Source organism: Streptomyces sp. NPDC051677 (assembly GCF_044453465.1).
In the GTDB taxonomy this organism is placed as follows: Bacteria; Actinomycetota; Actinomycetes; order Streptomycetales; family Streptomycetaceae; genus Streptomyces.
Window position 1 is genome coordinate 600914 of the sequence record NZ_JBITCT010000001.1, and the last position, 22418, is coordinate 623331.

The window sequence follows — 22418 nt, forward strand, 5'->3', positions numbered from 1 at the left end:
GCCCGGGAGGGCCGGACTACTTACCGGGGCACTCCTTCCACGCCATGTGGTAGATCGTGCTGAGGTCGCCGTCGGTCGAGTCCATCGTCATGAAGCTGACCTTGCTCGACGGCGACGTCCCCGCGTTGACCCGGAGCTCGGTGTTGATGTTGAAGTTGCGCTGAACTCCGCAGGGGGCCCAGACCAGTTGGGCCCAGTCGGTCGTGTCGGTCGCCTGCCAGTTGTCGCTGTACGCGCCGTTGAAGTTGTGGTTCTTGAACACCGTCTGCGACGAGCCCTGGAAGTAGTACGAGGCCCGCTGCACGGCGTTCGCGCCGGGCTGGAGTGAGGCGTACCCGCGGTAGTCCGCCTTGGCGATCGCGTACGTGAAGCCCGACGGCACGTGCACGATCAGGTTGAGCTGGCAGTTCTTGCGGAACGACGTGGGGTTGGAGCCGCCGCCGACCTGGGCGAGGTAGTCGCTGTAGGTCACCGTGAAGGCGGTGTTGTCCTCGGAGACGGCGACGGCCGCGGTGCCGGCGGGACAGCCGGAGCCGTTCACCGTGGCGACGTCGATGACGATCTTGTCCGGGGGCGGGTTGTCGAAGACGGGGGACGTGTTGTGCGCGGGTATCGCCGCGGTGACGAGTGCGGCGACTGCGCCGCCCAGGAGCAGCCCACTTGCCATGGTGATTCTCCTTGGTTCAACGGAACATCTGTGGAGTTCCTGTGAAGAACTGGGGGGGCGATGGCATCGTAGGGAGGCCCTAGGGGCGCGCCCAGGTCGAACTCCGGCCATTCACCCCGTCCGGTTCACACCACCCGCCCGTTCGACAGGACGGGCCGGGCCGGGCTACGGGTTCTCCCAGGCCGCCGGTTCCGCCGCGAGGTCCTTCACCAGGGCCGGCAGTGCGTCCGCGGCGATGTCGGCGATCGTGACGCCCTCCAGGATCCGCCGCACGTTCGCCCGTAGCGCGATCCACAGGGGCAGCAGGGGCTGCGCGGACCCCGTGTAGGTCAGGCCCGTCGGACGTTCGCCGCGTACGGAGACGATCGGGCCGTCCACCGCCCTGATGACGTCCGCGACCGTGATCGCCGCCGGATCGCGGGCCAGCCGGTAGCCGCCGCCCCCGCCGCGCCGGCTGTCGACGATCCCGCCGCGCCGCAGGTCGCCGAGGATCCCCTCCAGGAACTTGTGCGGGATGTCCTGCTCGGCGGCGATCGACTCCGCCTTCACCGGGTCGCCCCCGCCCTGCCGTACGGCGAGCTCCAGTACCGCCCGTACCGCGTAGTCCGCCCGTGCCGAGATCCTCATGGCCCCATTGTGGAGCCCGCCTGCGAGGTCGGGCGTCAGGCGATCTCGTCGTAGTCCGTCGGCACGTGCTCGTCGGCCCCGGGACGGCCCGCCCCGGCCCGTTTCTCCCGCGCCCGCAGCGCCGCCCACAGCAGGGCCCAGACGGGGACCAGGTACCAGGGCAGGGGCCAGGCCGTGCGCCACCAGCCGGCTCCCGGCTTGACGACGGCTTCGACGGCGGCGGACGCCATGGCTGCGGCCAAGGTCCAGCACAGGAGCCTGCCCGCCCACCGCGCCGCCAGGCCCGGACGGTTCATGACGCCAGTGTGCAGCCAACCGACTAATGATCGGAAGTGACTGCACACTCGCCGCACAAGCCCTACGCCAGCCTGATCACGTTCCAGGACAGCGGTTCCAGCGTCGCCGTCAGCGTGCCGTCGGCCGTCAGCGCCGTGCCCTCGGCCGCGTGCGGGGCGACCCGCTCGGGGTCGGCGAGGGTGTTGCGGGCGTCCGGGTCGGCGTCCGCGAGCACGCTGTGCTCGACGACGTTCGTCAGTCCGAGGCCGCTCAGGGCGACTTCGAGGGGCAGGGCCTCGGTCTGGCTGCGGTTGACCGCGAAGACGGTGACCGTGCCATCCTCGGCGCGGACCGCGGTGGCGTGCAGCAGGTCGGTCTCGCCGTACTTCTTCGTCTCGTGCGTCGGCGAGTCCACCCGTACGTCGAGGACCGTGCCCCGGCCGTACTTCGACGCCTGCGCGAACGGGAAGAACGTCGTCTGCCGCCACGCCGGGCCGCCCGGCTCGGTCATGATCGGCGCGATGACGTTGACGAGCTGGGCGAGACAGGCGACGGTGACCCGGTCGGCGTGCCGGAGCAGCGCGATGAGGAGCGAGCCGAAGACGACGGCGTCGGTGACGCTGTAGTTGTCCTCCAGGAGGCGGGGGGCCTCCGCCCAGTCCCGCGCGCCGGAGTTCTCGATCGCGTGCCACTCCGAGATGTACCAGACGTTCCACTCGTCGAAGGAGAGGTTGATCTTCTTCTTCGACTTCAGCTTCGCGCCGATGTGGTCGGCGGTGGCGACCACGTTATCGATGAAGGACTCCATGTCGACGGCGGAGGCCAGGAAGGAGTCGAGGTCGCCGTCTTCGGGCTGGTAGTAGGCGTGCAGGGAGATGTGGTCGACGAGGTCGTACGTCTCCTCCAGGACCGTCGCCTCCCACGCGGCGAAGGTCGGCATGGACTGGCTGGAGGAGCCGCAGGCGACGAGTTCGACGCCCGGGTCGATCTGGCGCATCGCGCGGGCGGTCTCGGCGGCGATCCGGCCGTACTCCTGGGCGGTCTTGTGGCCGGTCTGCCAGGGGCCGTCCATCTCGTTGCCGAGGCACCACAGCTTGATGCCGAAGGCGTCCTTGTCGCCGTGGGAGACACGGAGGTCGGAGAGGGCGGTGCCCTCGGGGTGGTTGGCGTACTCCTGGAGTTCGAGCGCCTCGGCGACGCCCCGGGTGCCGAGGTTGAGGGCCATCATGGGCTCGGCCTGGGGGCCGATCTTCTTCAGGAAGTCGATGTACTCGGAGAGGCCGAAGCGGTTCGACTCCGTCGAGCGCCAGGCGAGATCCAGTCGCCGGGGGCGGTTCTCGGCGGGGCCGACCGAGTCTTCCCACTTGTAGCCCGAGACGAAGTTGCCGCCGGGGTAGCGGATGGCGGTGACGCCGAGTTCGCGGACGAGGTCCAGGACGTCCTGGCGGAGGCCTGCCGCGTCCGCGGTGGGATGGTCCGGTTCGAAGATGCCGGTGTAGACGCAGCGGCCCAGGTGTTCGACGAAGCTGCCGAAGAGGCGGGGGTTGACTGTGCCGATGGTGAAGGCGGGGTCGAGGGTGAAGCGGGCGGTTCGCAAGGTGCGCCTTTCGAGGTGGGGTGCGATGTTTCGTTGGCGGGTGCGGGTGCGTGGGGGCTGGTCGCGCAGTTCCCCGCGCCCCTAAAAGACCTTTGGCCAGCCCGCCTTTGTCCAGCTCAGGTGGTTGAGCCCTAGCTTGGGCGTCCCTGCGTCCTCTGCGTCGTAATAGTGGTACGCCAGCCAGTCCTGGCCTCGGTCGCGGAAGACCGACTCGCCGCCCGTGCCCACGTAGCGGCCGTGGCCTGCCAGTAGGAGGTCGCCGCCGCCCTCCAGCATCGGGGTGCCCTTGCTGTCGACGTACGGGCCCTTGATCGTCGTAGCTCTTCCGACCCTGATCTTGTACGTCGAGTTCACGCCCGCGCAACAGGCGTCGTACGACGCGAAGAGGTAGTAGTAGCGGCCGTGCTTGACGATGTACGGGCCCTCGACCGCGTACGGGGCGTCCGGGCGGGTCGCCAGGTGGGTGACCGTCGCGCCGAGGACCGCCTTGCCCGTCTTCGGGTTCAGTTCGACCATGCGGATGCCCGTCCAGTACGAGCCGAACGTCATCCACAGCCTGCCGTCCGCGCGGACGACGGCCGGGTCGATCGCGTTCCAGGTGTCGGTGGTCTCGGAGGTGAAGGCCTTGCCGTGGTCGGTCCAGGTGCCGGGGAGGCCGGAGCGGGAGGTCGCCACGCCGATCGCGGAGTGGTTCGTGCCCCAGGAGGAGACCGCGTAGTAGAGCCAGTAGCGGCCGTCGCGATAGGAGATGTCCGGCGCCCATGGGTCGCCGGTGTCGTTGTACTCGTACCACCAACTCGGCGGCTGGGCGAAGGCGTTGCCCGCGTCGTCCCACTGGACGCGGTCCTTGGAGAGGCGGGCGCCGATGACTCCGCCGGTCGAATAGGCCACGTATCCGCCGGACTTGAGGTGGATGACGGTGGGGTCGTGGATGATCTGCTGACCGGTGATGGGCTGCGGATCGGGATAACTCTCGGCCGCCTGCGCCGTGTTGGGGAGGACGGCCAGGAGGACCGCCACCAGGGCCGTCAGCGCTCTGTGTGCTCTCACTGTCCCGCCAATCCCGTGTGGGCGACGCCCGCCACGATCTGCCTCTGGAAGAAGACGAAGACGACGATCAGCGGCAGGCCCGCCATGAGGCCGCCGGCCATGAGCTGGGCCCACTGGATGCCGTAGGAGTTCATGACGGTCGCGATGCCGTTCGGCATGGTCATCAGGTCTGGGTTGTTGGTCACCATGTACGGCCACAGGAAGTTGTTCCAGGAGGCGATGAAGGTGAAGATGCCGACCGCGGCGAGGGAGGGGCGGGAGAGGGGGAGCACGATGGTGAAGAAGACCCGCCAGCGGCCGGCGCCGTCGATGAACGCCGCCTCCTCCAGCTCTCGCGGGATGCCCTGGAAGAACTTGTAGAGGATGTAGACCATCGCGGCGGGCGCGCACTGCGGAAGGATCATGCCCCAGTAGGTGTCGACCATCCCCATCTGCTGGACGGTGCTGAAGAGGGGCACGCCGAGGACGGCCGGGGAGATCATCAGGCCCGTCATCATGACGCCCATCAGGACGGACTTGCCCCTGAACTCGGTGCGGGCGAAACCGTATCCGGCGAGGGCGGCGACGGTGACCACGACGGCCGTCACCAGGATCGACACCACGAGGGAGTTGACGAACCAGTTCGTGATGTTGCCGGTCTTCCAGAGGGCCTTCCAGGCCTGGACCGTCCACGCCTTCGGCAGCCAGTGCGGCGGGATCTCGGCCGCCTCGGTCTCGGACTTGAGCGAGGTGAACAGGGCGGCGGCGATCGGCGCCACGAAGACGGCGGAGACGGCGACGCCGAGCAGCGTGAGGACGATCTGGCTGGGCGTCCAGGGCTTGCGGGACTTGACCTTCGGGGTGTTCGCGGCGGTGGTCATCGGCCGACCTCCTCACGGTTGCGCAGCAGTGCCATCCGCACGAGGGCGACGGCCGCGATGATCACGAAGAAGATGATGGACATCGCGGAGGCGTAGCCCACGCGGTAGCTGGTGAAGCCCTGTTCGAGGGTGTACTGGACGAAGGAGCGGGTGCTGAGCTCGGGTCCGGGGCTGAAGTCCATCATCACGACGGCCTGGTCGAAGAGCTGGAGCGAGGCGAGGACCTGGAGCGCGATCACCAGGCCGGTGATGTGGCGCAGCATCGGCAGGGTGATGTGGACCATCCGGTGCCAGGCGTTCGCGCCGTCCAGCTTGGCGGCCTCGTAGAGGTGGTCGGGGATGCCCTGGAGCGCGGCGAGGTAGAGCAGGAAGCTGAAGCCGACCGTCCACCACAGCGTCTGGATGACGATGGCGAGCATCGCGTACGACTTGTCGGTCAGCCAGGGCGTGGTGAGCCCGAAGGTCTCGTTGAACAGGCCGATTCCCTGGGTGAACAGCCACTGCCACATGTTGGCGGCGACCGTCGACGGCAGCAGGAACGGTGCGAAGAAGCACAGCCGCCACAGCCACTTGCCGCGCTCGATGTGGTGGGCGAGCATCGCGAGCAGGAAGGCCAGGACCGTGATGCACGGCACGACGAGCAGCGTGAAGTACGCGCTGTGGCCGAGCGCGTCCCACATCGCCTGGTCGTTCAGGGCGTCGCGGTAGTTGTCGAGGCCGACGAAGCTCGCGCCGTCGCCGGAGATGTTGGCGTCGGTGAAGCTGAGGTAGACGCCGCGCAGCAGCGGCCAGATCACGAACAACGCGAAGAGCGCCAGGAACGGGGCGACGAACCAGCCCCCGTGCTGGAAGCCCTGCTTGCGGCGGAGGGTCGCGGTGGCGGCGGCGGTCTTCGCCCGCGCCGGTGCGACGACGGTCTGGGCACTGGTCGTCATGCGAGCGCACCTCCCTGCGCGGCGGTCTTGCCGTCCATCGGGTTCTTCGCGGCGAGGAGCTTGGTGAGATGGGACTTCATCCGCTGTGCGACCGTGGCCGGCTTCGCGGAGCCCATGGTCGAGGAGACGACGAGGGGGCCGAGGTCCTGGGCGAGGACGCCGGTGGAGCCCGCGAACCACACCTTCGGCTCGGTGGCCTGGTGGTCCATGGCGGCGACGTACTCGTTCTGCGGGGTGAGCTTCTTGTAGGCGGCCGTGGACAGCGTCGGCGTGTACGCGGGGATGTGGCCGCCGGCCGCCCACTGCAGGGCGTGCGTGGCGACGTACGCGGCCAGCTCGTGCGCGGCCTCGTTCGTGGCGCCGCCGCGGCCTGCCTGGTGCGGCAGGACGAAGGCGTGCGACTCGGCGTGGGTCGCCTGCTTGCCGAAGACGGGCGGCAGCGGGGTGGCGCCGTAGTCCAGCTTCGCGCCGGAGAACACCGGCACCGACCAGTTGCCCTCCCAGGTGAAGGGGGCGCCGTTGATGAACTGCTCGCCGGTCGGCGCGCCCGGGATGACGTATCCGTCGGTGACGTGCTTGCGGAGGAACTCCAGGACCTGGGTGGCCTGGTCGACGTCGAAGAGGGCCTCGGTGTTGTCGTCGCTGAACCAGCGGCCGCCGAGCTGGGTGTAGAAGGCGACGAAGAACCACCACTGGAAGTTCTGGTCGTTGGTCCACAGACCGATGGTCTGCAGGCCCTTCTTCTGGACCTGCTTGGCCTTCTTGAGGGCGTCGAACCACTCGTCGGTGGAGGTGACGGGGATCATCCGGCCGTCGTCGCCGAGCAGGTCGGCCTTCTTCAGGACGTCCTTGCGGTAGAAGCAGAGCTGTACGTGGATGTCGAGCGGCAGGGCGTAGAGCTCGCCGTCGATGACTCCGCGGTTCCACAGCGCCGGGTTGTAGTCCTCCTTGCGTACGCCGTACTTGGCGAGGAGGGCCTCGTCCCAGGGGTCCAGGAGCCGTCCCGGGGAGAATCCCGCGACCCGGCCCATGTGCATGACGCCGAGCTCCGGTGCGCGGTCGCCCGCGGCCGCCATGGCGAGCTTGGTGTAGAAGGGGTTGCCCCACTGGAGGGTGGAGTCCTTCACGTCGATGTCGGGGTGTTCGCCGCGGAAGGCGTCCAGCATCGCGATCATGTTGGCGCCGTCGCCGCCGCTGAAGAGGTTCCAGTACCGCACCCGGGTGTGCGCGTCGGAGGCGAGCGCGTCGGCGCCGGTGCCGAGGGCGGCGAAGCCGAGGCTGCCCGCCACCGCCAACCCGCCTGCTGCGGCGAGAAGTTGCCTGCGATTCAGGCCAGGTTGTCCCATACCGTGCCCCCTGTCGTTCGCGTGGTTCGACGTGATGTTCGACTGGTGTTCGACGTGGCATTCGATGCGGTACTCAATGCGGTACTCAATGCGGTTCGACATTTCGAATCATGCTCGTAACTTCGAACGGACCGTAAGATCGAAGCGCTTGCGCGTCAATGCTTTCGACAGGACTTCTGATAGCGCTTTCTATCCGTGACCCTCACGGACTTCTCGTGACGCGGACACAACCAGCCGCGTAGGCTCGAACAGGCTGCCGCAGGGCGGTCGAGAAGGGGGAGCGGATGGACATCGCGGGCGCGCGCGGAAGGGCGGCCCGGGTCGCCTCGGCGCTGCGGCGCGTGCGGACGGGACCGGCGATGCGCGAGCTGACCGCCGAGCTCTCCGCCGCGGTGCGGGCGCGCCCCTGCAGACCGTCCGGGGTGCGGGACGTGTGCCGGGCGCTGTGCGAGGAGATGTCCGCGCGGCGTGGCGGGCGGCTCGTCGAGGTGCGGTTCGAGCGGTTTCCCGACGAGATCGAGGTGACCGGGCTGTGGGTGGAGTTCCAGGACTTCGACCTGGTCATCGTCGAGGAGCGGGCCGAGGCGGTACAGCAACTCGTCATTCTCGGCCATGAGTTGTGGCACATGCACGCGGGGCACCGACACCACCACCACGGCGTCGGCACGGCGGCGGCGGACGCCCTGGCCCGACGGTCGGGCCGGTCGGACCAGCCGGGCCGGTCCGACGAGCCGGGCCGGTCGGACCGGCGGGACGGGGTGAACGAGGTGAACCGGTCCGAGCGCTCCGAGAGACCTGAAGGGTCCGAGGGGCCCGAGCAGTCCGAGAGGCCCGAACTGTCCGAGAGGCCCGAACTGTCCGAGAGGCCCGAGCAGCCCGAGAGGCCCGAGCAGCCCGAGAGGCCCGAGCAGCCCGAGAGGCCCGAGCAGTCCGAGAGGCCCGAGCAGTCCGAGAGGCCCGAGGGGCCCGAGCGGTTCGAGCCGTTCGAGCGGTTCGAGCCGTTCGAGCGGGCCGGCTGGGGTTCCGTTGCGCTGGCCGTTGCCGCTCGTAGCGGCTCCCGAGTCGACGACGAGGCCGAGGCCGACGAGTTCGGTCACCGGCTCGCGGCCCGCTTCCGGCGCTACCTGACCGACTCCGGGCCGGCCGCGGAGACGGCCGCGGTCCAGCGGACCCTGGGCTATCGCGGACGGAGGGGTTCGGCGCGGTGAGCCACGGGCTGTACATCTCGTTCTGGCTGCCCACCGTGGTCCTGGGCACCGCCCTCGCCATCAAGCTGCCCAGCATCCTCAAACTCTGGCGGGACCCGCTGCTGCGGGCCGTCGGCGGGCTGCTGGTCTTCGCCTGCGCGGTGTTCGTGTTCGCGGCCCCGAAGACCATCGCCTGGACCAACCGGGTCACCGGCGTGCCGAACATCGCGGCGCCCTGGGTGTACTCCCTGATCACGGCGCTGTCCGCGTCCTGGCTGCTGCTGGTCATCGCCTGGCGCAACAACCTCACCGAGCGCGGGGCGCAGACGCGGCGCGCGACCCGGTGGGTGGTGTCCGTGTACGCGGGGGTGGTGGTCGCGCTGTGGGTGCTCTTCGCGCTCGCCGACGTCCCCGTGGAGCGGATCCGGGACCTGGACACCTACTACGCCACCACGCCGTTCATGCGCGAGGAGATCCTGCTCTACCTGCTCGCGCACACGGTGGCCTGCTCGATCACGGCCCGGCTGGTCTGGAACTGGAGCCGCACCGACGGCCTGGACGCCTGGCTGCGCTGGGGACTGCGCTTCCTGGGCGCCGGCTATGTGACGAACCTGCTGTTCAGCGCGGCCAAGTTGACGGCCGTCGTGGCCCGTTGGACCGGGCACGACCTGGACTGGCTGAACACCGGCATCGCCCCGGCGGCAGCCTGTATCGCCGCGACCCTGGTCGCGGTCGGCTTTATCGTGCCGCACGCCGGCCAGTACCTTCAGGAACGGTGGCGCGTCCGGCGCCGGCACCGGTGCCTGCGGCCGCTGTCCCGGCTGATGCGGACCGTCACCGGCGGTCGCGAGCCCTTCGACCTGCGCGCCACCCCGGAGCTGCGGCTGATCCGCCGCGAGACGTTCATCCGCGACGCGCTCCTCCAACTGTCCCGGCACCTCGACGACGACCTGCGCGCCCGCTCCTATGACGCCGCCGTCGCCCTCGGCTTCGAGCGCGGCCGCTCCCAGGCGCTGGCCGCCGCCGTGACCCTGCTGGACGCCGTCGAGACGAGGCAGCAGCGGCGAGACCGTCCGGCCACGGACGCGGAACGCCCGCCGGCAGCGACTCCCGCCTCCGGCCCCGCTGGCTCCTCCGACCCGGACACCACCTACCTCCTGCGGGAGATCCAGGCCGTGTCCCAGGCCCTTCGCCACCCCGTAGACCTCCAGGCGGTCCGCGCCCGCGCGGCTGCCCCGGCAGAGAGCATGTCCACGCATGAGTGAACCCTCCAGCCCCGCCAGAACAGCCGTAGTCCTGGGGGGATCCCATGCGGGCATGCTCACGGCACGCGCCCTGACCGGCCTCGCCGACCGGGTCGTCGTCATCGAGCGCGACGCGCTGCCCGACGGCCCCGCCCCGCGCAAGGGCCTGCCCCAGGCCCGTCACGCCCACATGCTGTGGTCCGGCGGGGTGCGGGCGGTGGCGGACCTGCTGCCGGGCATCACCGAGGCGCTCCACGACGTCGGCGCGCGCCGGGCCCCGGTGACGACGGACATGGTCGTGCTGGGCCCGCGGGGCTGGTTCCGCCGCTGGCCCGAGTCCCACCACGTGATCCTGGCCGGCCGCGACCTCCTGGACGCCACGATCCGCACCCAGGTCCTGACCGACCCCAGGGTCGAACTCCTCACCGACACCGAGGTGTTGGGCCTGGTGGGCGACGCGAGAGCGGTCACGGGCGTACGCGTGCGGGCGCGGGGAGCGACGGGGACGGCCGCGGCCGCGGGCGCGGGCGGGGAAGCGGGAGCCGGGGCCGGGGTGGCGGTCGAGGTGGGGGCGGAGTGGGTGATATCGGCCGGGTTGGTCGTTGACGCCACTGGGCGGGGGTCTCGGGCCGGGGGATGGCTGGCGGGGTTGGGGCTGGGGGAGGTGGAGCGGCGGGAGGTGGATTCCGGTCTGGCGTATGCGAGCCGGCTGTATCTCGCGCCCGAGCAGGCGCGTTCCGGGTTTCCCATCGTCAACGTGCAGCCCGATCCGCGGGACGGCGCTCCGGGGCGGGCCGGGTTTCTGCTGCCCGTCGAGGACGGCCGCTGGATCGTCACGCTCAACGGCACCCGGGGCGCCGAGCCCTCCACCGAGAACGACGACTTCGTCCGCTTCGCCCGTGAGGAACTGCGCCACCCGGTCATCGGGGAGCTGCTCGAACAGGCCGAGCCGCTGTCCGACGTGGCGTACACCCGGGCCACGGTCAACCGCCGGCACTTCTACGAGCGGGTGCCGGACTGGCCGGAGAACTTCGCCGTCCTCGGCGACGCCCTCGCCGCGTACAACCCGCTCTACGGTCACGGCCTCGCCGTCGCCGCCCAGAGCGCGGTGATCCTCCGGGACGTCGTCCGGCGGCACGGGTGGGGTGCGCCCGGGCTGTCCCGTCGTATCCAGAAGGCGGTGGCCGGGCCCGCGGGCACCGCCTGGGACCTCGCCGTCGGCCAGGACGTGTTCTACCCCGGCGCGACGGAGAACGGGCCCACCCTCCGCGACCGGCTCGTGGCGGCGTATGTCGGCCGGCTGATGCACACCGCCACCGGCAACGGGCGCATCGCCCGCCGGGTGACGGACGTGACCTCGCTGGAGCGCGGGCCGGAGGTGCTGTTGGGTCCGTCGGTGCTGGCGGCGGCCGCGGTGGGGCCGTTGAAGCCGGCGCTGACCGGGCCGCCGTTGACGGGCGACGAGTTGAAGCGGGCGGGGTTGCAGTAGCCGCCAGCCGCTGCCCCCCTCCCCGGCCACAGCGGCCGCCCAGCCTCGGCGGTCCGCGGCCGCGTCAGCCCGCGAACGCCGGCTGGGCGAGCCCCTTCCCCGCCCCCGGCACCACCAGCAGCGAGCCCGCCACCGGGTGCGGGGCGTCCAGGCCCACGCGGGCGGTGGTGATGTACAGGTCGGTGAGGTCGGCGCCGCCGAACGCGCAGGCCGTGATCCTCGGGGTGGGCAGGGTGATCACGCGGTCCAGTTCGCCCGCCGGGGTGTAGCGGCGTACCGCTCCCCCGTCCCACAGCGCCACCCACACACAGCCGTCGGCGTCGACGGTGAGGCCGTCGGGGAAGCCGGCGCCCTCCTCGATCTCGACGAGAGGACGACGGTCGGAGAGCCGCCCGTCCGCCGCGTACGCGAAGACGTCGACCCGGCGCGTCGGCGAGTCGACGTAGTACATCAGCGTGCCGTCCGGGCTCCAGCCCGTCCCGTTGCTCACCGCCACGTCGTCGAGGACGACGTCCGCCGTGCCGTCGCCGGTGAGCCGGGACAGGGTGCCGCCGCCGGGCGCCTCGTCGTAGCGCATGGTGCCGGCCCAGAGGGAGCCGTCGGGGGCGACGGCGGCGTCGTTGGCGCGACGCCCTGCGACCGGCTCGTGGTGCAGCCAGCGGAAGTTGTCGTCGGGGTCGAGCAGGCCCACGCCGTCCCGGAGGTTCAGGACCAGGCCGCCGCCCGCGCGGGGCTTGGCCGCGCCCACGTGCTGGTCGGTGACCCGGACCGTACGCCCGCCCGTCACGGGGTCGTAGGCGTGCAGGCGGGCGCCCAGGATGTCGAGCCAGAGCAGGCGGCCGGTGGCCGGGTCCCAGGTCGGGCCCTCGCCGAGGGTCGCCTCGGCCCGCACGGCCACTTCGTACGACGTCGTCATGCCACGCTCCGGTAGCCGAGGAGTTCGGACAGTTCCGCGGCGCCCTTCGCGGCGAGCTGCTCCAGCTCGACCCGGCGCTCGTCGCTCCAGCGGATCATGGGGACGGAGATGGAGAGGGCGGCGACGACCTGCCCGGTGCGGTCGCGGACCGGTGCGGCGACGCAGCTGACGTCCGGGTTGGACTCGCGGCTCTCGACCGCTACGCCCCGCTCCCGGATCTCCGCCAGGGCCTGCCGCAGGGCGCCGGGCTCGGTGATGCTGTTCGGGGTCATCCGGACGAGGTCGGCGTCGTCGGGGATGCGCGCGCTGAGCTCCGGCTCGGAGAGCGAGGCCAGCAGCATCTTGCCGACGGAGGTGCAGTGGGCGGGGAGACGGCGGCCCGCGGCCGAGACCATCCGGACCGCGTGGGTGGAGTCGACCTTGGCGATGTAGATGACGTCGGCGCCCTCGAGGATCGCGACGTGGACCGTCTCGTCACACGTTTCGGCGACGGTCCGCGCGACCTGCTGACCCTCGGCGGCGAGGTCGAGCTGCTCGGCGTAGCGGCTGCCGAGCTGGTACGGGCGGACGCCGAGACGGTACCGTCCGGGCTGTCCGGGCACGGGGACGATGTAGGACCGCGCGGAGAGCGTGGTCACGAGTTCGTGCACGGTGGTGCGCGGAAGCTGGAGCTTGCGCACTATGTCGGGGGCGGAGAGCGAACCGTCCCCGTCGAGGAAGAGCTCGAGAATGTCGAGAGCTCGGGTCACGGCAGGTACGAGGCGTCCCACGACCGGCCCCCTCCCTTAGTAGTCGTTCTCAGTGCCTGTGTTCGAGATTTCAACAGGCGATCGGCATGACGAACACAGGCTGTCATAAGCCTTTGCGCCGGGCAATGGTCGTGAAACGCGCGGGTGCGCCAGGATGGTGCCATGCCGACTCAGAAACGCCTCGCCGGCTCCTTCACGCCTCTCGACTTCCAGCTGGTTCTGCTGCGCCGCATGGCGGACCACAACCCGGATCTGGTGGACAACGCCCGTCATTCACTCGGCGTCTCCCTGTCCCAGATGCGAGAGGCCAGCAAGCGTTGGCAGGCATTGGCCCACTCCCCGCACGCCCGGGGCTCGCTCTCCCGTTACCGCGCGGCCCTCGGCGAACCCGAGTCCCGCACGGCCCGCCGCGTCGGCGACGCCGACTGCGAAGTCTGGGTGTGGCCGGTGTCCTTCTGGCCCGACCTGCGCTTCGAGCTGCTCCTCACGCCGAACGGCGGCGTCTGGAACGAGTGGCTGGTGCGCGCCCCGGGAGCCGAGCCACCGCCTCTGAACACCCTCGACGATCTCACCTCCTGGTCCTGCACCGTGGACGAGGTCGCGGCCGCCTTCGCCCCCGCCCGCCCCCTGGAGGGCACGGCCCCGACCCGCTGCGGACTGGCCTTCACGGCGCCCGACGCGCTGGGGACGCCCCGGGAGGTCGTCGCCGAGTTCACCTGGGGACTGCTGCAACGGACGGCGATCAGGGAGTAGCCACCGTCCGCAGGCGCCGGCCGCGCGGGCGGTGTCCGCAGGCGCCGGCCGCGCGGGCGGTGTCCGCAGGCGCCGGCCGCGCGGGCGGTATCCGCAGGCGCCGGCCGTCGCAGGTGGTATCCGCAGGCGCCGGCCGTCGCAGGCGGCGGCCGTCGCAGGCGGCGGCCGTCGCAGGCGGCGGCCGTCGCAGGTGGCGGCGGTCGTCCTCAGCGGGGGCCGGCCGCCGCCGCCACGATTGCCGCCGCGACGGCCGGCGCCGACTCCGGGTGCAGGAACAGGAAGAGGTTCGGCTCGACCAGTTCCAGCTCCATCACGCAGGGCTGCCCGTCGTCGCCGTCCACGAGGTCGACCCGGGCGTAGAGCAGCTCGGGCGCGTCCGGCACGGCGGCCAGGGCGCGCTCGGCGACGGCGATCTCGGCCGGGGTCGGGGTCCAGGGCTCCAGGCCGGGGTGGGCGACCTTCTGCGCGTCGTAGGCGGTGCCGGGGGCCAGGACCGCCCGCTTGCGGCTGGCGTGCAGCAGCCGTCCGCCGAAGAACTGCAGGGCCCGCTCACCGCCGTCGTCGATGCCGCGCACATACGGCTGCACCATCGCCGTCAGCCCCTCGTCGTGCATCCGCGCGAGCTGCCGCAGGGCCGTCTCGTGCTGGTCAGGCGTGTAGCGGGCGGCATAGCGGGCGCCGGCCCCGGAGGTGGGCTTGACGACGTACTCATGGTCGGCGGGCAGGTCGGCCGGGTCGTCGGGCGCGAGGTAGCGCGTCGGGACGGTCGGCACTCCGGCCGCCGCGAGCTCCCCCAGATACCGCTTGTCGGCGTTCCAGCGCACCACGGCGGCCGGGTTGGCCAGCCGGGTGACGTCGGCGACCTTCTGCGCCCAGGCCGTGAACTCGTCCGCGCGCCAGCTGTAGTCCCAGGTCGAACGGATGACGACGAGATCGTAGGAGGCCCAGTCGACGTCCGGGTCGTCCCAGAAGACCCCGTCCGCCTCGGCCCCGGCCCGCTCCAGCGCCGCCCGCACCACGGGCAGATCGCGGTCCCTGCTCGGCTCGGGCCGGGGGTCATAGGTGACGAGTGCGATACGGGCCACGACGGACTCCACCCTTCGTACGACAGTCCGATCGCCTGAAGGCTAACAACGGTCCGCGATCACGACGAAGGCTCGGCGAACGCGGGACAATCTCAAGAACCGTCCGTGACAATGGATGTGCGCAGAGCCGCAGTTGAACTGGAAGGGGTAACGGGGACACCGTGGACGGACTGGTGGAGTTCAAGACCGACGACGGCGCCGTGATCGCCGTCGAGGCGGTCACGGAGAGGCGGCCCGGTTCCCGCCTGGTGGCCCGGGGCGACGGCACGGTCCAGGCGGCCCGCACCTTCGAGGGCGCGTTGGACGGTGTGCGCGCCGCCGCCGAGTCGGCGCTGCGCGTCTTCCGGGACGGCACGCTACGGCCGGACGGCGTGGAGATCGAGTTCGGGGTGAAACTGTCGGCGGAGACGGGCGCGATCATCGCCAAGGGCACGGCCGAGGGCCACCTCGTCGTACGACTGACCTGGTCGCCCTCCTCCCCCTCATGAAGAGCGCCGAGTGGCACGCCCGGATCGAGAGGGCCGGCGAGGTGGTGGGCGCGGGTTTCCTCGTCACCCCGCGCAGGGTGCTGACCTGCGCCCACGTCGTGCACGAGGCCGCCGCGGACGCCCTGACGGTGACCTTCACCGAGCGCCCCGGCTCCTTGGCCGTACCGGCCCGGGTGATCGCCGACGGCGGCTGGGGCGGCGGCTCGACCGACCTCGGCGACCTGGCCGTCCTGGAGCTGGCCCACGACGTGCCGATCGCGCCCGCCGCGCTCGCGCCGGTGGACGCGGCCCACGCACAGCGGCCCGACCGGCCCCGCAAGCTCCTCGTCTACGGCTTCCCGGTCGGCTTCGACGAGGGCACCCTCGCCGAATACCGCATCACCGCCGCCCAGTTGCTCAACCGCGAGTGGATCCAGCTGGAGGCGTGGCAGCCCGGCGGGCAGCCCCTCGCGCCGGGGTTCAGCGGCGCCGCCGTCACCCTCGTCGAGACCGGCGAGGTCGTCGGCATGGTCACCGCGGCCGCCGGCGACCGGGGCGTGCACAACGGGCGGATGATGCCCACCGAGGTCATGGCCCGCTACTGGCCCGCCCTGGAGGGTCTGGTCCCCACCTCCGACCACCGCACCGCCGACCGCGCCCGGCTGCGCGGACTCGTCGAGCGCGCCGTCCGCGCGGGCCTGGACGGCGACCCCGGGCGGCGCGTGCAGCTGTACGAGGCGTCCCGCGGCCCGCTGGACCCGGACGCGCCCGAGGAGGGCTTCGACTCCCTGTGGTCGGCGGCCCTGTTCGTGCTGTGCGAGGTCGACGGCGACGACGCGGCCGCCGCCGTCGCCCGCTTCACCGCCCACGTGGAGTCCATGTTCCGGACCCCGGTCGAGACCCCCGCCGAGACCCCCGCCGAGACCCCTTTCGAGACGGCCGCGGCACCGGAGTGGTCGCCCATCCTCGTCGACCTCCAGCACAGCGGCGCGGGCGACGGACACGTCCGCGTCGAGGTGTCCGCGTACAGCGGGGGCCGCCGGCATCCGGTCGGCTCCGACACCGTCCCGCAGGCCGGGCTGCGCGCCTATGTGCAGGACCGGATCGAGGCCGCCTTCCGGTATCTGACCCCCGGCTGCGACGAGCTGATCACGTTCGCGCTGCCCCGCGACTGGATCGACCTGCCCGTCGACCGCTGGGCGAGCACCCCCGACGACGACACCCCGCTCGGCTGTGTGTACCCGCTGGTCGTCACCGACCAGGCACGCCGCCGGGCGGGCGTCCGGCACCAGCTGACCCGGGTGTGGAACCGGCTCGACTCCCTGCCCGGCGCGCGCGTGCACCGCGTCGAGTGCGGCAACCCCGAGGAGCCGCGCCGGCTGCGGATGCGGCTGCGTCAGGACGACGCCTGTCTCGCCGGCTTCGCCACCGCCCCGGCCGCGCCCCGCACCCGCCCCCACTTCGAATCCTCGCTCAACGCGCCCGCCCCGATCGTCGTCTGGTCCCGCGAGGGCTGCGCCACCGGCCCGGACGAGCCCTGCGCCGGCGGGGACGGCTGCGCGGGCAAGACCTTCCTGGACGAGCTCGACACCTGCCTGTCCGGCGTCCCGCCCGCCGAACTCCCGCGCCGCGTCCTGGCGTTGCGGGAGGAGGCCGACGCGGAGGACGGCCACTGGGCGCACGACATCCAACTGCTGTGGGACGACCCGCGCGTCTTCACCGACCCGCACGGCGAAGCGCCCGCCCACGCCCACTCCCCGGTGGCCTGAGCCACCCGCCCCCACGGCCCCCCACTGAGTCACATCGAGTACCGCCGAGTTTCGGAGAACCATGCCGCACTGGTCCGTCTACACCGGGAACAGCGACCCCCACGACGGCATCGACCGGCTGCCCGAGCCGCCGCCCTGGCGCGCGTTCGACGGCGAGCCCGTCGTACCGCCGCCCCGGGACGCCGACGACGAGGCGGCCGTCTCCCCCGACCGCGTCCACCGCGCCCGTTCCTACGTCGCCACCCCGGAGAGCGTCCAGCTCGTCAACGCGGCCCTGGTGCTGCGCCGCCCCCTGCTGGTCACCGGCCCGCCCGGCACCGGCAAGTCCTCGCTGGCGTACGCGGTGGCGCGTGAGCTGGGGCTCGGTCCGGTGCTGCGCTGGAACATCACCAGCCGCTCCACCCTGGCCGACGGCCTCTACCAGTACGACCCGCTGTCCCGGCTGTACGCGGCCCGACAGGCGGCCTGGCGCGAACGGACCGGCCGCTCCGGCGCCGAGGAGCCGGTCGAGCTGTCCGGCGCCGAGGGCGTCGAGGACCACCTGCGCCTCGGCCCCCTCGGCACCGCCCTGCTCCCCTACGACCGTCCCCGCGCCCTCCTGGTCGACGAGATCGACAAGAGCGACCTCGATCTGCCCAACGACCTGCTGAACGTCCTGGAGGAGGGCCAGTACGAGATCCCCGAGCTGCTGCGCGCGGCCCGCCGCTCCACCGAGGACGCCACCGCCGAGGTCCTGGCCGACGGCTCGGACGCCCCGGTCGCCGTCACCCGCGGCCGGGTCCGCTGCCGCGCCTTCCCGTTCGTCGTCCTGACCAGCAACGGCGAGCGCGAGTTCCCGCCCGCCTTCCTGCGCCGCTGCGTCCGGCTGAAGCTGCGCCGGCCCGACCGCGCACAGCTCACCGAGATCGTCCGGGCCCACCTCGACACCCCGCCCGGCGAGGCGGAACACCTCATCAACCGCTTCCTGACCCGTGCGGCCGACGGCGAACTCGCCACCGACCAGCTGCTGAACGCCCTCTACCTCACCGGCGTCGCCGGCCTCGACGCGGACTCCCGCGACGCCCTGGCGGAACAGCTGATGCCCTACCTGAGCACGACGGCGGACGGCGATGGCTTCTGAGAACCCGCCGAGGTCACAGACGCCGAGGGCGGAGCCGCCGAGGGAGGAGCCGCCGAGGGGTGACGAGACGGGGCCCCCGTCCGCCCTGGACCGACTGAGCGCACTGCTGACGGCCGCGTCGGGCACCGCGCCCACGCCCCGCGAGCTGGCCGAACTGCTGTGGCTGGCACGGGAGTCGGGCCGCCCGGAGCCGGAGGTCTGCGGGGACCCGACCGGCGTCGAGGCCGCGCCCCCGTCGACGCCCCCGGCTCCCGACGCGCCCTCGCCCGCCGACCGCGAGAACCAGCCGGCAGCGCCTTCGCCCCTCCCTGCATCCCAGCCCCCGTCCCCCACCGACCGCATCCCCCTGCACCTCCCCGCCCCGCAACCGCACCCGGACCCCGCACCCCCCTCCCCCGCCACCGCCTCCCCCGCCTCCACGGCCGCGAGCAGGCCCGTCCTCGCGCCCGCCCCGCCGATGCTCCCGCACCCCCTCGCCCTCCAGCGGGCCCTGCGCCCGCTGAAGCGGACGGTGCCGGCGGCGCGCGCCCGGCTCCTCGACGAGCGGGCGACGGCCGACCGCATCGCCCGGCTGGGCGCCCACCCCGACGTGTGGCTGCCCGTCCTGCGCCCCGCGCGCGACCGCTGGCTGCGCCTCAGCCTCGTCCACGACACGGGCCCGACGATGCCGGTCTGGCGGCCCCTCATCCGTGAACTGCACACCGTCCTGGCCCAGTCGGGCGTCTTCCGCACGGTCACCCTGCACCCGGCGACGCCCGACGGCCGGGCCCTGCACGTCCCCGCCCCGGCGGACGGCCGGACGGTCACGCTCGTCGTCAGCGACTGCATGGGCCCGCAGTGGCGCCCCGGCCCGGCGGGCGAACTCTGGTACGGCGTCCTGCGGCACTGGGCGACGCGGATGCCGCTGGCCGTCGTCCAGCCGCTGCCCGAGCGCCTGTGGCCGACGACGGCGCTGCCGGCCGAGCCGGGGCTGCTCTCCTCCCCCACCACGGCGGCCCCGCTCTCCGCCCTCACGTTCCGCCCCTACGACCCCGAGGCGGAACCGCCGCCGGCCGCGTCACTCCCTCTGCCCGTCCTGGAACCGGGCGCCCCCTGGCTGGCCAACTGGGCGGCGCTGGTGGCGGGCCCCGGCGGCGCCCACACCCCGGGCGCGGCTGCCTGGCTCCCCCCGGCCCCGACCCCGGCCCCTCCCCTCGCCGCCGGACCTCAGGCCCCCGACCCGGCCGAGCTCCCCGCCCAGGACCTGGTCCTGCGCTTCCGCGCCACCGCCTCCCCGGAGGCGTTCCGGCTGGCCGGTCACCTGGCCCTCGCGGTGCCCTCCGTGCCGGTGATGCGCCTGGTCCAACGCGCCGTGAACCGCGACCCGCGCCCCCAGCACCTGGCCGAGGTCATCCTCAGCGGCATGCTCACCACCGCCCCCGGACCGCCCGGCTCCTACGACTTCCGTCCCGGCGTACGCGACCTCCTGCTACGCACCCTGCCCCGCTCGACCCGCGGTCGCACCCGCGAACTCCTGGCACACATCGGCGGCCTGATCGACGAACAGGCGGGCCACACGGCGGGCGACTTCCGTGCGCAGACATCCGCCCCCGAGCCCGACGGCGCCGACACCGACACGGTCACGGGCCCGGCGTTCGCGACGGTGAGCGAGGAGACGGTACGGCGGCTGGGCGGGGCCTCGGCGGGCGCCGGACTGCTCGCGGGGCGCTACCGCCTGGGCGACAACGTGACGTCGGAGTTCAGCGACTGGCAGCTGGCAACGGACATGCAGGACGACGGCGCCACGGTACTGGTGCGCAGGTACCCCCGCGCGCCCCAGTGGCTCCTGAGCGAATTCGCCGGCATCGCGCAGGGCCTCGGCCGAATCCGCCACCCCGGCGTGGCGGCGATCAAAGACCACGGACTGGAGGACGGCGTTCCGTACCTGGTGCGCGAGTACGTCGAAGGCCGGAACCTGAGCCATCACATCAGGCAGACGCGGCACGGCCTGCCCCCGGCCGAGCTCATCGCTCTCGTCCCCGCGCTGGCCGCGACGGTGACCGCCCTGCACGAGCTGGGGCGGCCGATCGGCGATCTGAACGCGTCACAGGTGATCGTCTCGCCCCGCGGGCCGGTGCTGACCTGTCTCGACCCCTTGCGCTTCGGGTCGGGCAGCCGTGCGGAGGATCTGCACGCTCTGGGGCGCATCGTGCACGCGATGCAGCACGGGAGCAGCCGCTCGGACGCGCCGCGGCTCACGCTCCCCGAACCGGCGCCGTCCCCGGCGGACGAGCTCGCCGAGACGTTGCACTCCGCCGTCACCGACCTGGCGTCCGACGATCAGGACGTCCAACTGCGGGGGGTCGAAAGGCTCCTGCGCCTGACATTCCTCGAAGCCCCCCTCCAGGAGGGCCGGCGCCCAGACGAACAGCACGTCCCGCCCGCCCGCACCCGGCAGACCGACCAGCTCACCACGCCCGGCGCCGATTCGGTCCTCCGCTTCGAGACCGACGCCGACCTCGACGCCCGCCCCGAATCCCGCATCACCCTCGAACTGGCCGTCCACGAGGTCCTCACCCGTGGCGACCTCACCCCCCAGCAGTACGAGATCCACGTCCGCCAGAACGGCTACGTCGTCCAGGTCCACCCCGACGCCTACCTGCTCCCCGTCCTCGCCGCCGCCCTCCGCTGGCTCCCCGGGCCCCTCGCCGACCTGGCCGAAGCGCCGCGCCTGCGCGTGACGTTCCAGCATGGCCCTCAGTCCCCCACGTCCGCGTCCGACGTCACCGCGCCCGTCCTCCTCACCGTCCACCCCGCCCTCTACGACGACTTCGCGCAGAGTTCCGCCGCCTCCGGGCCGCACCGTTTCCGGCCGTTGTACGGCGACGTCCCGGACGGGCCGCCGCTCGCCTGGTACTGCCCGCTGCCCGCGCCGCGCGCCGAGGACGAGGAGCGGGATCTGGTGCGGGGGCCGCTGCTCACCCGTGATCTGCGGCAGTTGGGGATACCCGCCCCCGGCCGCACCGCGATCGTGCACACGCGTCCCGACGGCCCCCTCGCCCTCCTCAACCCCGTCGACCCGTACGGCGGACGCCCGTCCGGCCCGACGACGTACTACGAGGTCGATCTCAGCCCGCAGCGCGCCGTCCACCGGGTCTCCCTGCCCAGCTCCGGCAAGGGCGAGTTCAGGGCGGCCGTGGAGCTGTCCTGGCGGGTGGCGGACCCGGTGGCGTTCGTGCGGGCGGAGGCCGCCGACGTGTCCGGGCGGCTGCTGGCGCATCTGCTGGAGGCGGGGTCGCGGATCACCCGTCACCACTCCCTCCGCCGGGCGGCCGGGGCGCAGCGGGCGGTCAACGCCCAGCTCGGCCGGTGGCCGGTGCCGGGGCTGGCGGTGACGTGTGCGGTGACGCTGGCGCCGGACTACGCGCCGCCCCCGCAGGCGCCTCGGCCGGCCGCCTCCGCGGCGCGCCCGCCGGCGGAGCTGCTCGCCGACGCCGAGACGGTCCTGTTCGGCTTCGACGGCCCGCTGACCCGCCTGTTCACGGCCCCCACCGCCCGCGCGGCCGCCCTCGACCTGCTCTCCCTCGTCGCCGAGCACCGCGACCCCGAGGACGCCCTGGCGGGTCGTCCGCCGGGCGACCCGGACGCAGCGGGTCGGGAGCTGTTCGTGCACCCGCTGGACGTGCTGCGCACCTTCGCCCACGACCGCCTCGGCCCGCTCCTGCGCGACCGTCTCGACGAGCTGGAGCTGAGGGCCGTACCGGACGCGCCGACGACGCACCACTCCGTCGTCCTCGTGCGCACCCTGCACGGCGCCGGCCGCCGGGTCGCAGTGGTCACGGACGTGTGCGAGCAGGCCGTGCGCCGCTCCCTGGAGACCTACCGGCTGCCCTTGGCCGGCGTTCACGGCCGCGACGACGACCTGCGGCGCCTCATGCCGGACCCGCACTGTCTGCTGCGCGCCCTGCGCACGCTCGGCACGCCCGCCGCCACCGGCGTCCTGATCGGCTCCACGCTCGCCGAGCTCGCCGCCGCCAAGACCGTGGGCCTGCGCTTCATCGGTCTCGCCCGCAACCCCACCGCCGAACAGGCCCTGATCGAGGCGGGCTGCGACGCGACGGTCTCCTCGCTCACCCCCGTCCTGGAGGCGGCCCGCACGGTGTAGGGGGACGCGGCAGGGCCGTGACCGACAAGGACGTGACCCGTTCGGCCGCGCCCCACCCGGCCCACCTGAAAAGGCGGCCCCTTCCGCCCGCCCGCACGATGCGAAGGAGGCCGACCGACCGGCGGCCGCCACGGTCT

18 protein-coding genes and 2 pseudogenes are annotated in these 22418 nt (G+C 72.6%); 9 read left to right on the plus strand and 11 right to left on the minus strand.

The annotated features are described in order from the left end of the window. Positions 1-16: 16 nt before the first annotated feature. From ACIBAF_RS02615 to ACIBAF_RS02650, 8 genes are all read right to left on the minus strand, one after another. The gene (locus ACIBAF_RS02615; RefSeq protein ID WP_399461240.1) at positions 17-667 is read right to left on the minus strand and encodes a DUF4360 domain-containing protein; all 651 of its coding nucleotides are present in this window, start codon (positions 665-667) and stop codon (positions 17-19) included. Between the two features lie 165 nt (positions 668-832). Then, positions 833-1294, minus strand: a complete 462-nt coding sequence (locus ACIBAF_RS02620) for an RrF2 family transcriptional regulator (RefSeq protein WP_399461241.1) — start codon at positions 1292-1294, stop codon at positions 833-835. A 35-nt stretch (positions 1295-1329) separates the two neighbouring features. Further along, positions 1330-1590 (minus strand): hypothetical protein, encoded by a 261-nt coding sequence (locus tag ACIBAF_RS02625; RefSeq protein WP_399461242.1) that lies wholly within the window; start codon positions 1588-1590, stop codon positions 1330-1332. A 62-nt stretch (positions 1591-1652) separates the two neighbouring features. After that, entirely contained in the window at positions 1653-3167 is a 1515-nt protein-coding gene (locus ACIBAF_RS02630) for an alpha-N-arabinofuranosidase (protein WP_399461243.1), read from the minus strand. Between the two features lie 81 nt (positions 3168-3248). Further along, on the minus strand, positions 3249-4217 hold the full coding sequence (locus ACIBAF_RS02635; protein ID WP_399461244.1) for an arabinan endo-1,5-alpha-L-arabinosidase: 969 nt from the start codon (positions 4215-4217) through the stop codon (positions 3249-3251). Beyond that, on the minus strand, positions 4214-5077 hold the full coding sequence (locus tag ACIBAF_RS02640) for a carbohydrate ABC transporter permease (protein WP_399461245.1): 864 nt from the start codon (positions 5075-5077) through the stop codon (positions 4214-4216). The genes ACIBAF_RS02635 and ACIBAF_RS02640 overlap by 4 nt, the downstream gene beginning before the upstream one ends. After that, positions 5074-6012: a carbohydrate ABC transporter permease gene (locus ACIBAF_RS02645; RefSeq protein WP_399461246.1), complete on the minus strand. Its 939-nt coding sequence runs from the start codon at positions 6010-6012 to the stop codon at positions 5074-5076. Before ACIBAF_RS02645 ends, ACIBAF_RS02640 begins: the two co-directional genes overlap by 4 nt. Next, the gene (locus ACIBAF_RS02650; protein ID WP_399461247.1) at positions 6009-7358 is read right to left on the minus strand and encodes an extracellular solute-binding protein; all 1350 of its coding nucleotides are present in this window, start codon (positions 7356-7358) and stop codon (positions 6009-6011) included. Before ACIBAF_RS02650 ends, ACIBAF_RS02645 begins: the two co-directional genes overlap by 4 nt. 284 nt (positions 7359-7642) lie before the next feature. Between ACIBAF_RS02650 and ACIBAF_RS02655 the strand changes: the two are divergent. The 4 genes and pseudogenes from ACIBAF_RS02655 to ACIBAF_RS02670 form a co-directional block, all read left to right on the plus strand. Beyond that, positions 7643-8047: pseudogene (locus ACIBAF_RS02655) on the plus strand (toxin-antitoxin system, toxin component family protein); the annotation flags it as partial. A gap of 315 nt (positions 8048-8362) precedes the next feature. Next, positions 8363-8566: pseudogene (locus tag ACIBAF_RS02660) on the plus strand (toxin-antitoxin system, toxin component family protein); the annotation flags it as partial. Further along, a complete protein-coding gene (locus tag ACIBAF_RS02665; RefSeq protein ID WP_399461248.1) occupies positions 8563-9810 on the plus strand; it encodes an MAB_1171c family putative transporter in 1248 nt (415 codons plus the stop codon). The pseudogene ACIBAF_RS02660 and the gene ACIBAF_RS02665, both read left to right, overlap by 4 nt. Positions 9811-9862: 52 nt before the next feature. Further along, positions 9863-11278, plus strand: a complete 1416-nt coding sequence (locus ACIBAF_RS02670; protein WP_399461249.1) for a pyridine nucleotide-disulfide oxidoreductase — start codon at positions 9863-9865, stop codon at positions 11276-11278. Between the two features lie 64 nt (positions 11279-11342). Here the strand turns inward: ACIBAF_RS02670 and ACIBAF_RS02675 are convergent, their stop codons facing one another. Together ACIBAF_RS02675 and ACIBAF_RS02680 are read right to left on the minus strand one after the other, a co-directional pair. After that, the gene (locus tag ACIBAF_RS02675) at positions 11343-12194 is read right to left on the minus strand and encodes an SMP-30/gluconolactonase/LRE family protein (RefSeq protein ID WP_399461250.1); all 852 of its coding nucleotides are present in this window, start codon (positions 12192-12194) and stop codon (positions 11343-11345) included. Beyond that, on the minus strand, positions 12191-12964 hold the full coding sequence (locus tag ACIBAF_RS02680) for an IclR family transcriptional regulator (protein WP_399461251.1): 774 nt from the start codon (positions 12962-12964) through the stop codon (positions 12191-12193). Before ACIBAF_RS02680 ends, ACIBAF_RS02675 begins: the two co-directional genes overlap by 4 nt. A gap of 141 nt (positions 12965-13105) precedes the next feature. Here ACIBAF_RS02680 and ACIBAF_RS02685 point away from each other — a divergent pair, with 141 nt between their 5' ends. Further along, positions 13106-13696, plus strand: coding sequence for a hypothetical protein (locus ACIBAF_RS02685; protein ID WP_399461252.1), 591 nt, complete (start codon positions 13106-13108; stop codon positions 13694-13696). A gap of 206 nt (positions 13697-13902) precedes the next feature. Here the strand turns inward: ACIBAF_RS02685 and ACIBAF_RS02690 are convergent, their stop codons facing one another. Continuing rightward, positions 13903-14781 carry a RimK family alpha-L-glutamate ligase gene (locus ACIBAF_RS02690; protein WP_399461254.1) on the minus strand — a complete coding sequence of 293 codons (879 nt, stop codon included), beginning with the start codon at positions 14779-14781 and terminating at the stop codon, positions 13903-13905. A 161-nt stretch (positions 14782-14942) separates the two neighbouring features. On the opposite strand from ACIBAF_RS02690, the gene ACIBAF_RS02695 reads away from it, so the two are divergent. The 4 genes from ACIBAF_RS02695 (at position 14943) to ACIBAF_RS02710 (ending at position 22281) form a co-directional block, all read left to right on the plus strand. Beyond that, positions 14943-15269 carry a CU044_2847 family protein gene (locus ACIBAF_RS02695; RefSeq protein ID WP_399461256.1) on the plus strand — a complete coding sequence of 109 codons (327 nt, stop codon included), beginning with the start codon at positions 14943-14945 and terminating at the stop codon, positions 15267-15269. Continuing rightward, positions 15266-17017, plus strand: a complete 1752-nt coding sequence (locus ACIBAF_RS02700; protein WP_399461257.1) for a trypsin-like peptidase domain-containing protein — start codon at positions 15266-15268, stop codon at positions 17015-17017. The genes ACIBAF_RS02695 and ACIBAF_RS02700 overlap by 4 nt, the downstream gene beginning before the upstream one ends. Before the next feature lie 61 nt (positions 17018-17078). Beyond that, entirely contained in the window at positions 17079-18137 is a 1059-nt protein-coding gene (locus ACIBAF_RS02705; protein WP_399461258.1) for an AAA family ATPase, read from the plus strand. Next, a complete protein-coding gene (locus ACIBAF_RS02710; RefSeq protein WP_399461260.1) occupies positions 18127-22281 on the plus strand; it encodes an SAV_2336 N-terminal domain-related protein in 4155 nt (1384 codons plus the stop codon). The genes ACIBAF_RS02705 and ACIBAF_RS02710 overlap by 11 nt, the downstream gene beginning before the upstream one ends. The last annotated feature ends 137 nt before the right edge of the window (positions 22282-22418 follow it).

What these genes read in the sequence shown, in the direction of transcription:
- ACIBAF_RS02615 (WP_399461240.1), bottom strand. Translation starts at nt 667, where the DNA reads ATGGCAAGTGGGCTGCTCCTGGGCGGCGCAGTCGCCGCACTCGTCACC.
- ACIBAF_RS02620 (WP_399461241.1), bottom strand. Translation starts at nt 1,294, where the DNA reads ATGAGGATCTCGGCACGGGCGGACTACGCGGTACGGGCGGTACTGGAG.
- ACIBAF_RS02625 (WP_399461242.1), bottom strand. Translation starts at nt 1,590, where the DNA reads ATGAACCGTCCGGGCCTGGCGGCGCGGTGGGCGGGCAGGCTCCTGTGC.
- ACIBAF_RS02640 (WP_399461245.1), bottom strand. Translation starts at nt 5,077, where the DNA reads ATGACCACCGCCGCGAACACCCCGAAGGTCAAGTCCCGCAAGCCCTGG.
- ACIBAF_RS02645 (WP_399461246.1), bottom strand. Translation starts at nt 6,012, where the DNA reads ATGACGACCAGTGCCCAGACCGTCGTCGCACCGGCGCGGGCGAAGACC.
- ACIBAF_RS02650 (WP_399461247.1), bottom strand. Translation starts at nt 7,358, where the DNA reads ATGGGACAACCTGGCCTGAATCGCAGGCAACTTCTCGCCGCAGCAGGC.
- ACIBAF_RS02670 (WP_399461249.1), top strand. Translation starts at nt 9,863, where the DNA reads ATGCTCACGGCACGCGCCCTGACCGGCCTCGCCGACCGGGTCGTCGTC.
- ACIBAF_RS02675 (WP_399461250.1), bottom strand. Translation starts at nt 12,194, where the DNA reads ATGACGACGTCGTACGAAGTGGCCGTGCGGGCCGAGGCGACCCTCGGC.
- ACIBAF_RS02685 (WP_399461252.1), top strand. Translation starts at nt 13,106, where the DNA reads ATGCCGACTCAGAAACGCCTCGCCGGCTCCTTCACGCCTCTCGACTTC.
- ACIBAF_RS02700 (WP_399461257.1), top strand. Translation starts at nt 15,266, where the DNA reads ATGAAGAGCGCCGAGTGGCACGCCCGGATCGAGAGGGCCGGCGAGGTG.
- ACIBAF_RS02705 (WP_399461258.1), top strand. Translation starts at nt 17,079, where the DNA reads ATGCCGCACTGGTCCGTCTACACCGGGAACAGCGACCCCCACGACGGC.
- ACIBAF_RS02710 (WP_399461260.1), top strand. Translation starts at nt 18,127, where the DNA reads ATGGCTTCTGAGAACCCGCCGAGGTCACAGACGCCGAGGGCGGAGCCG.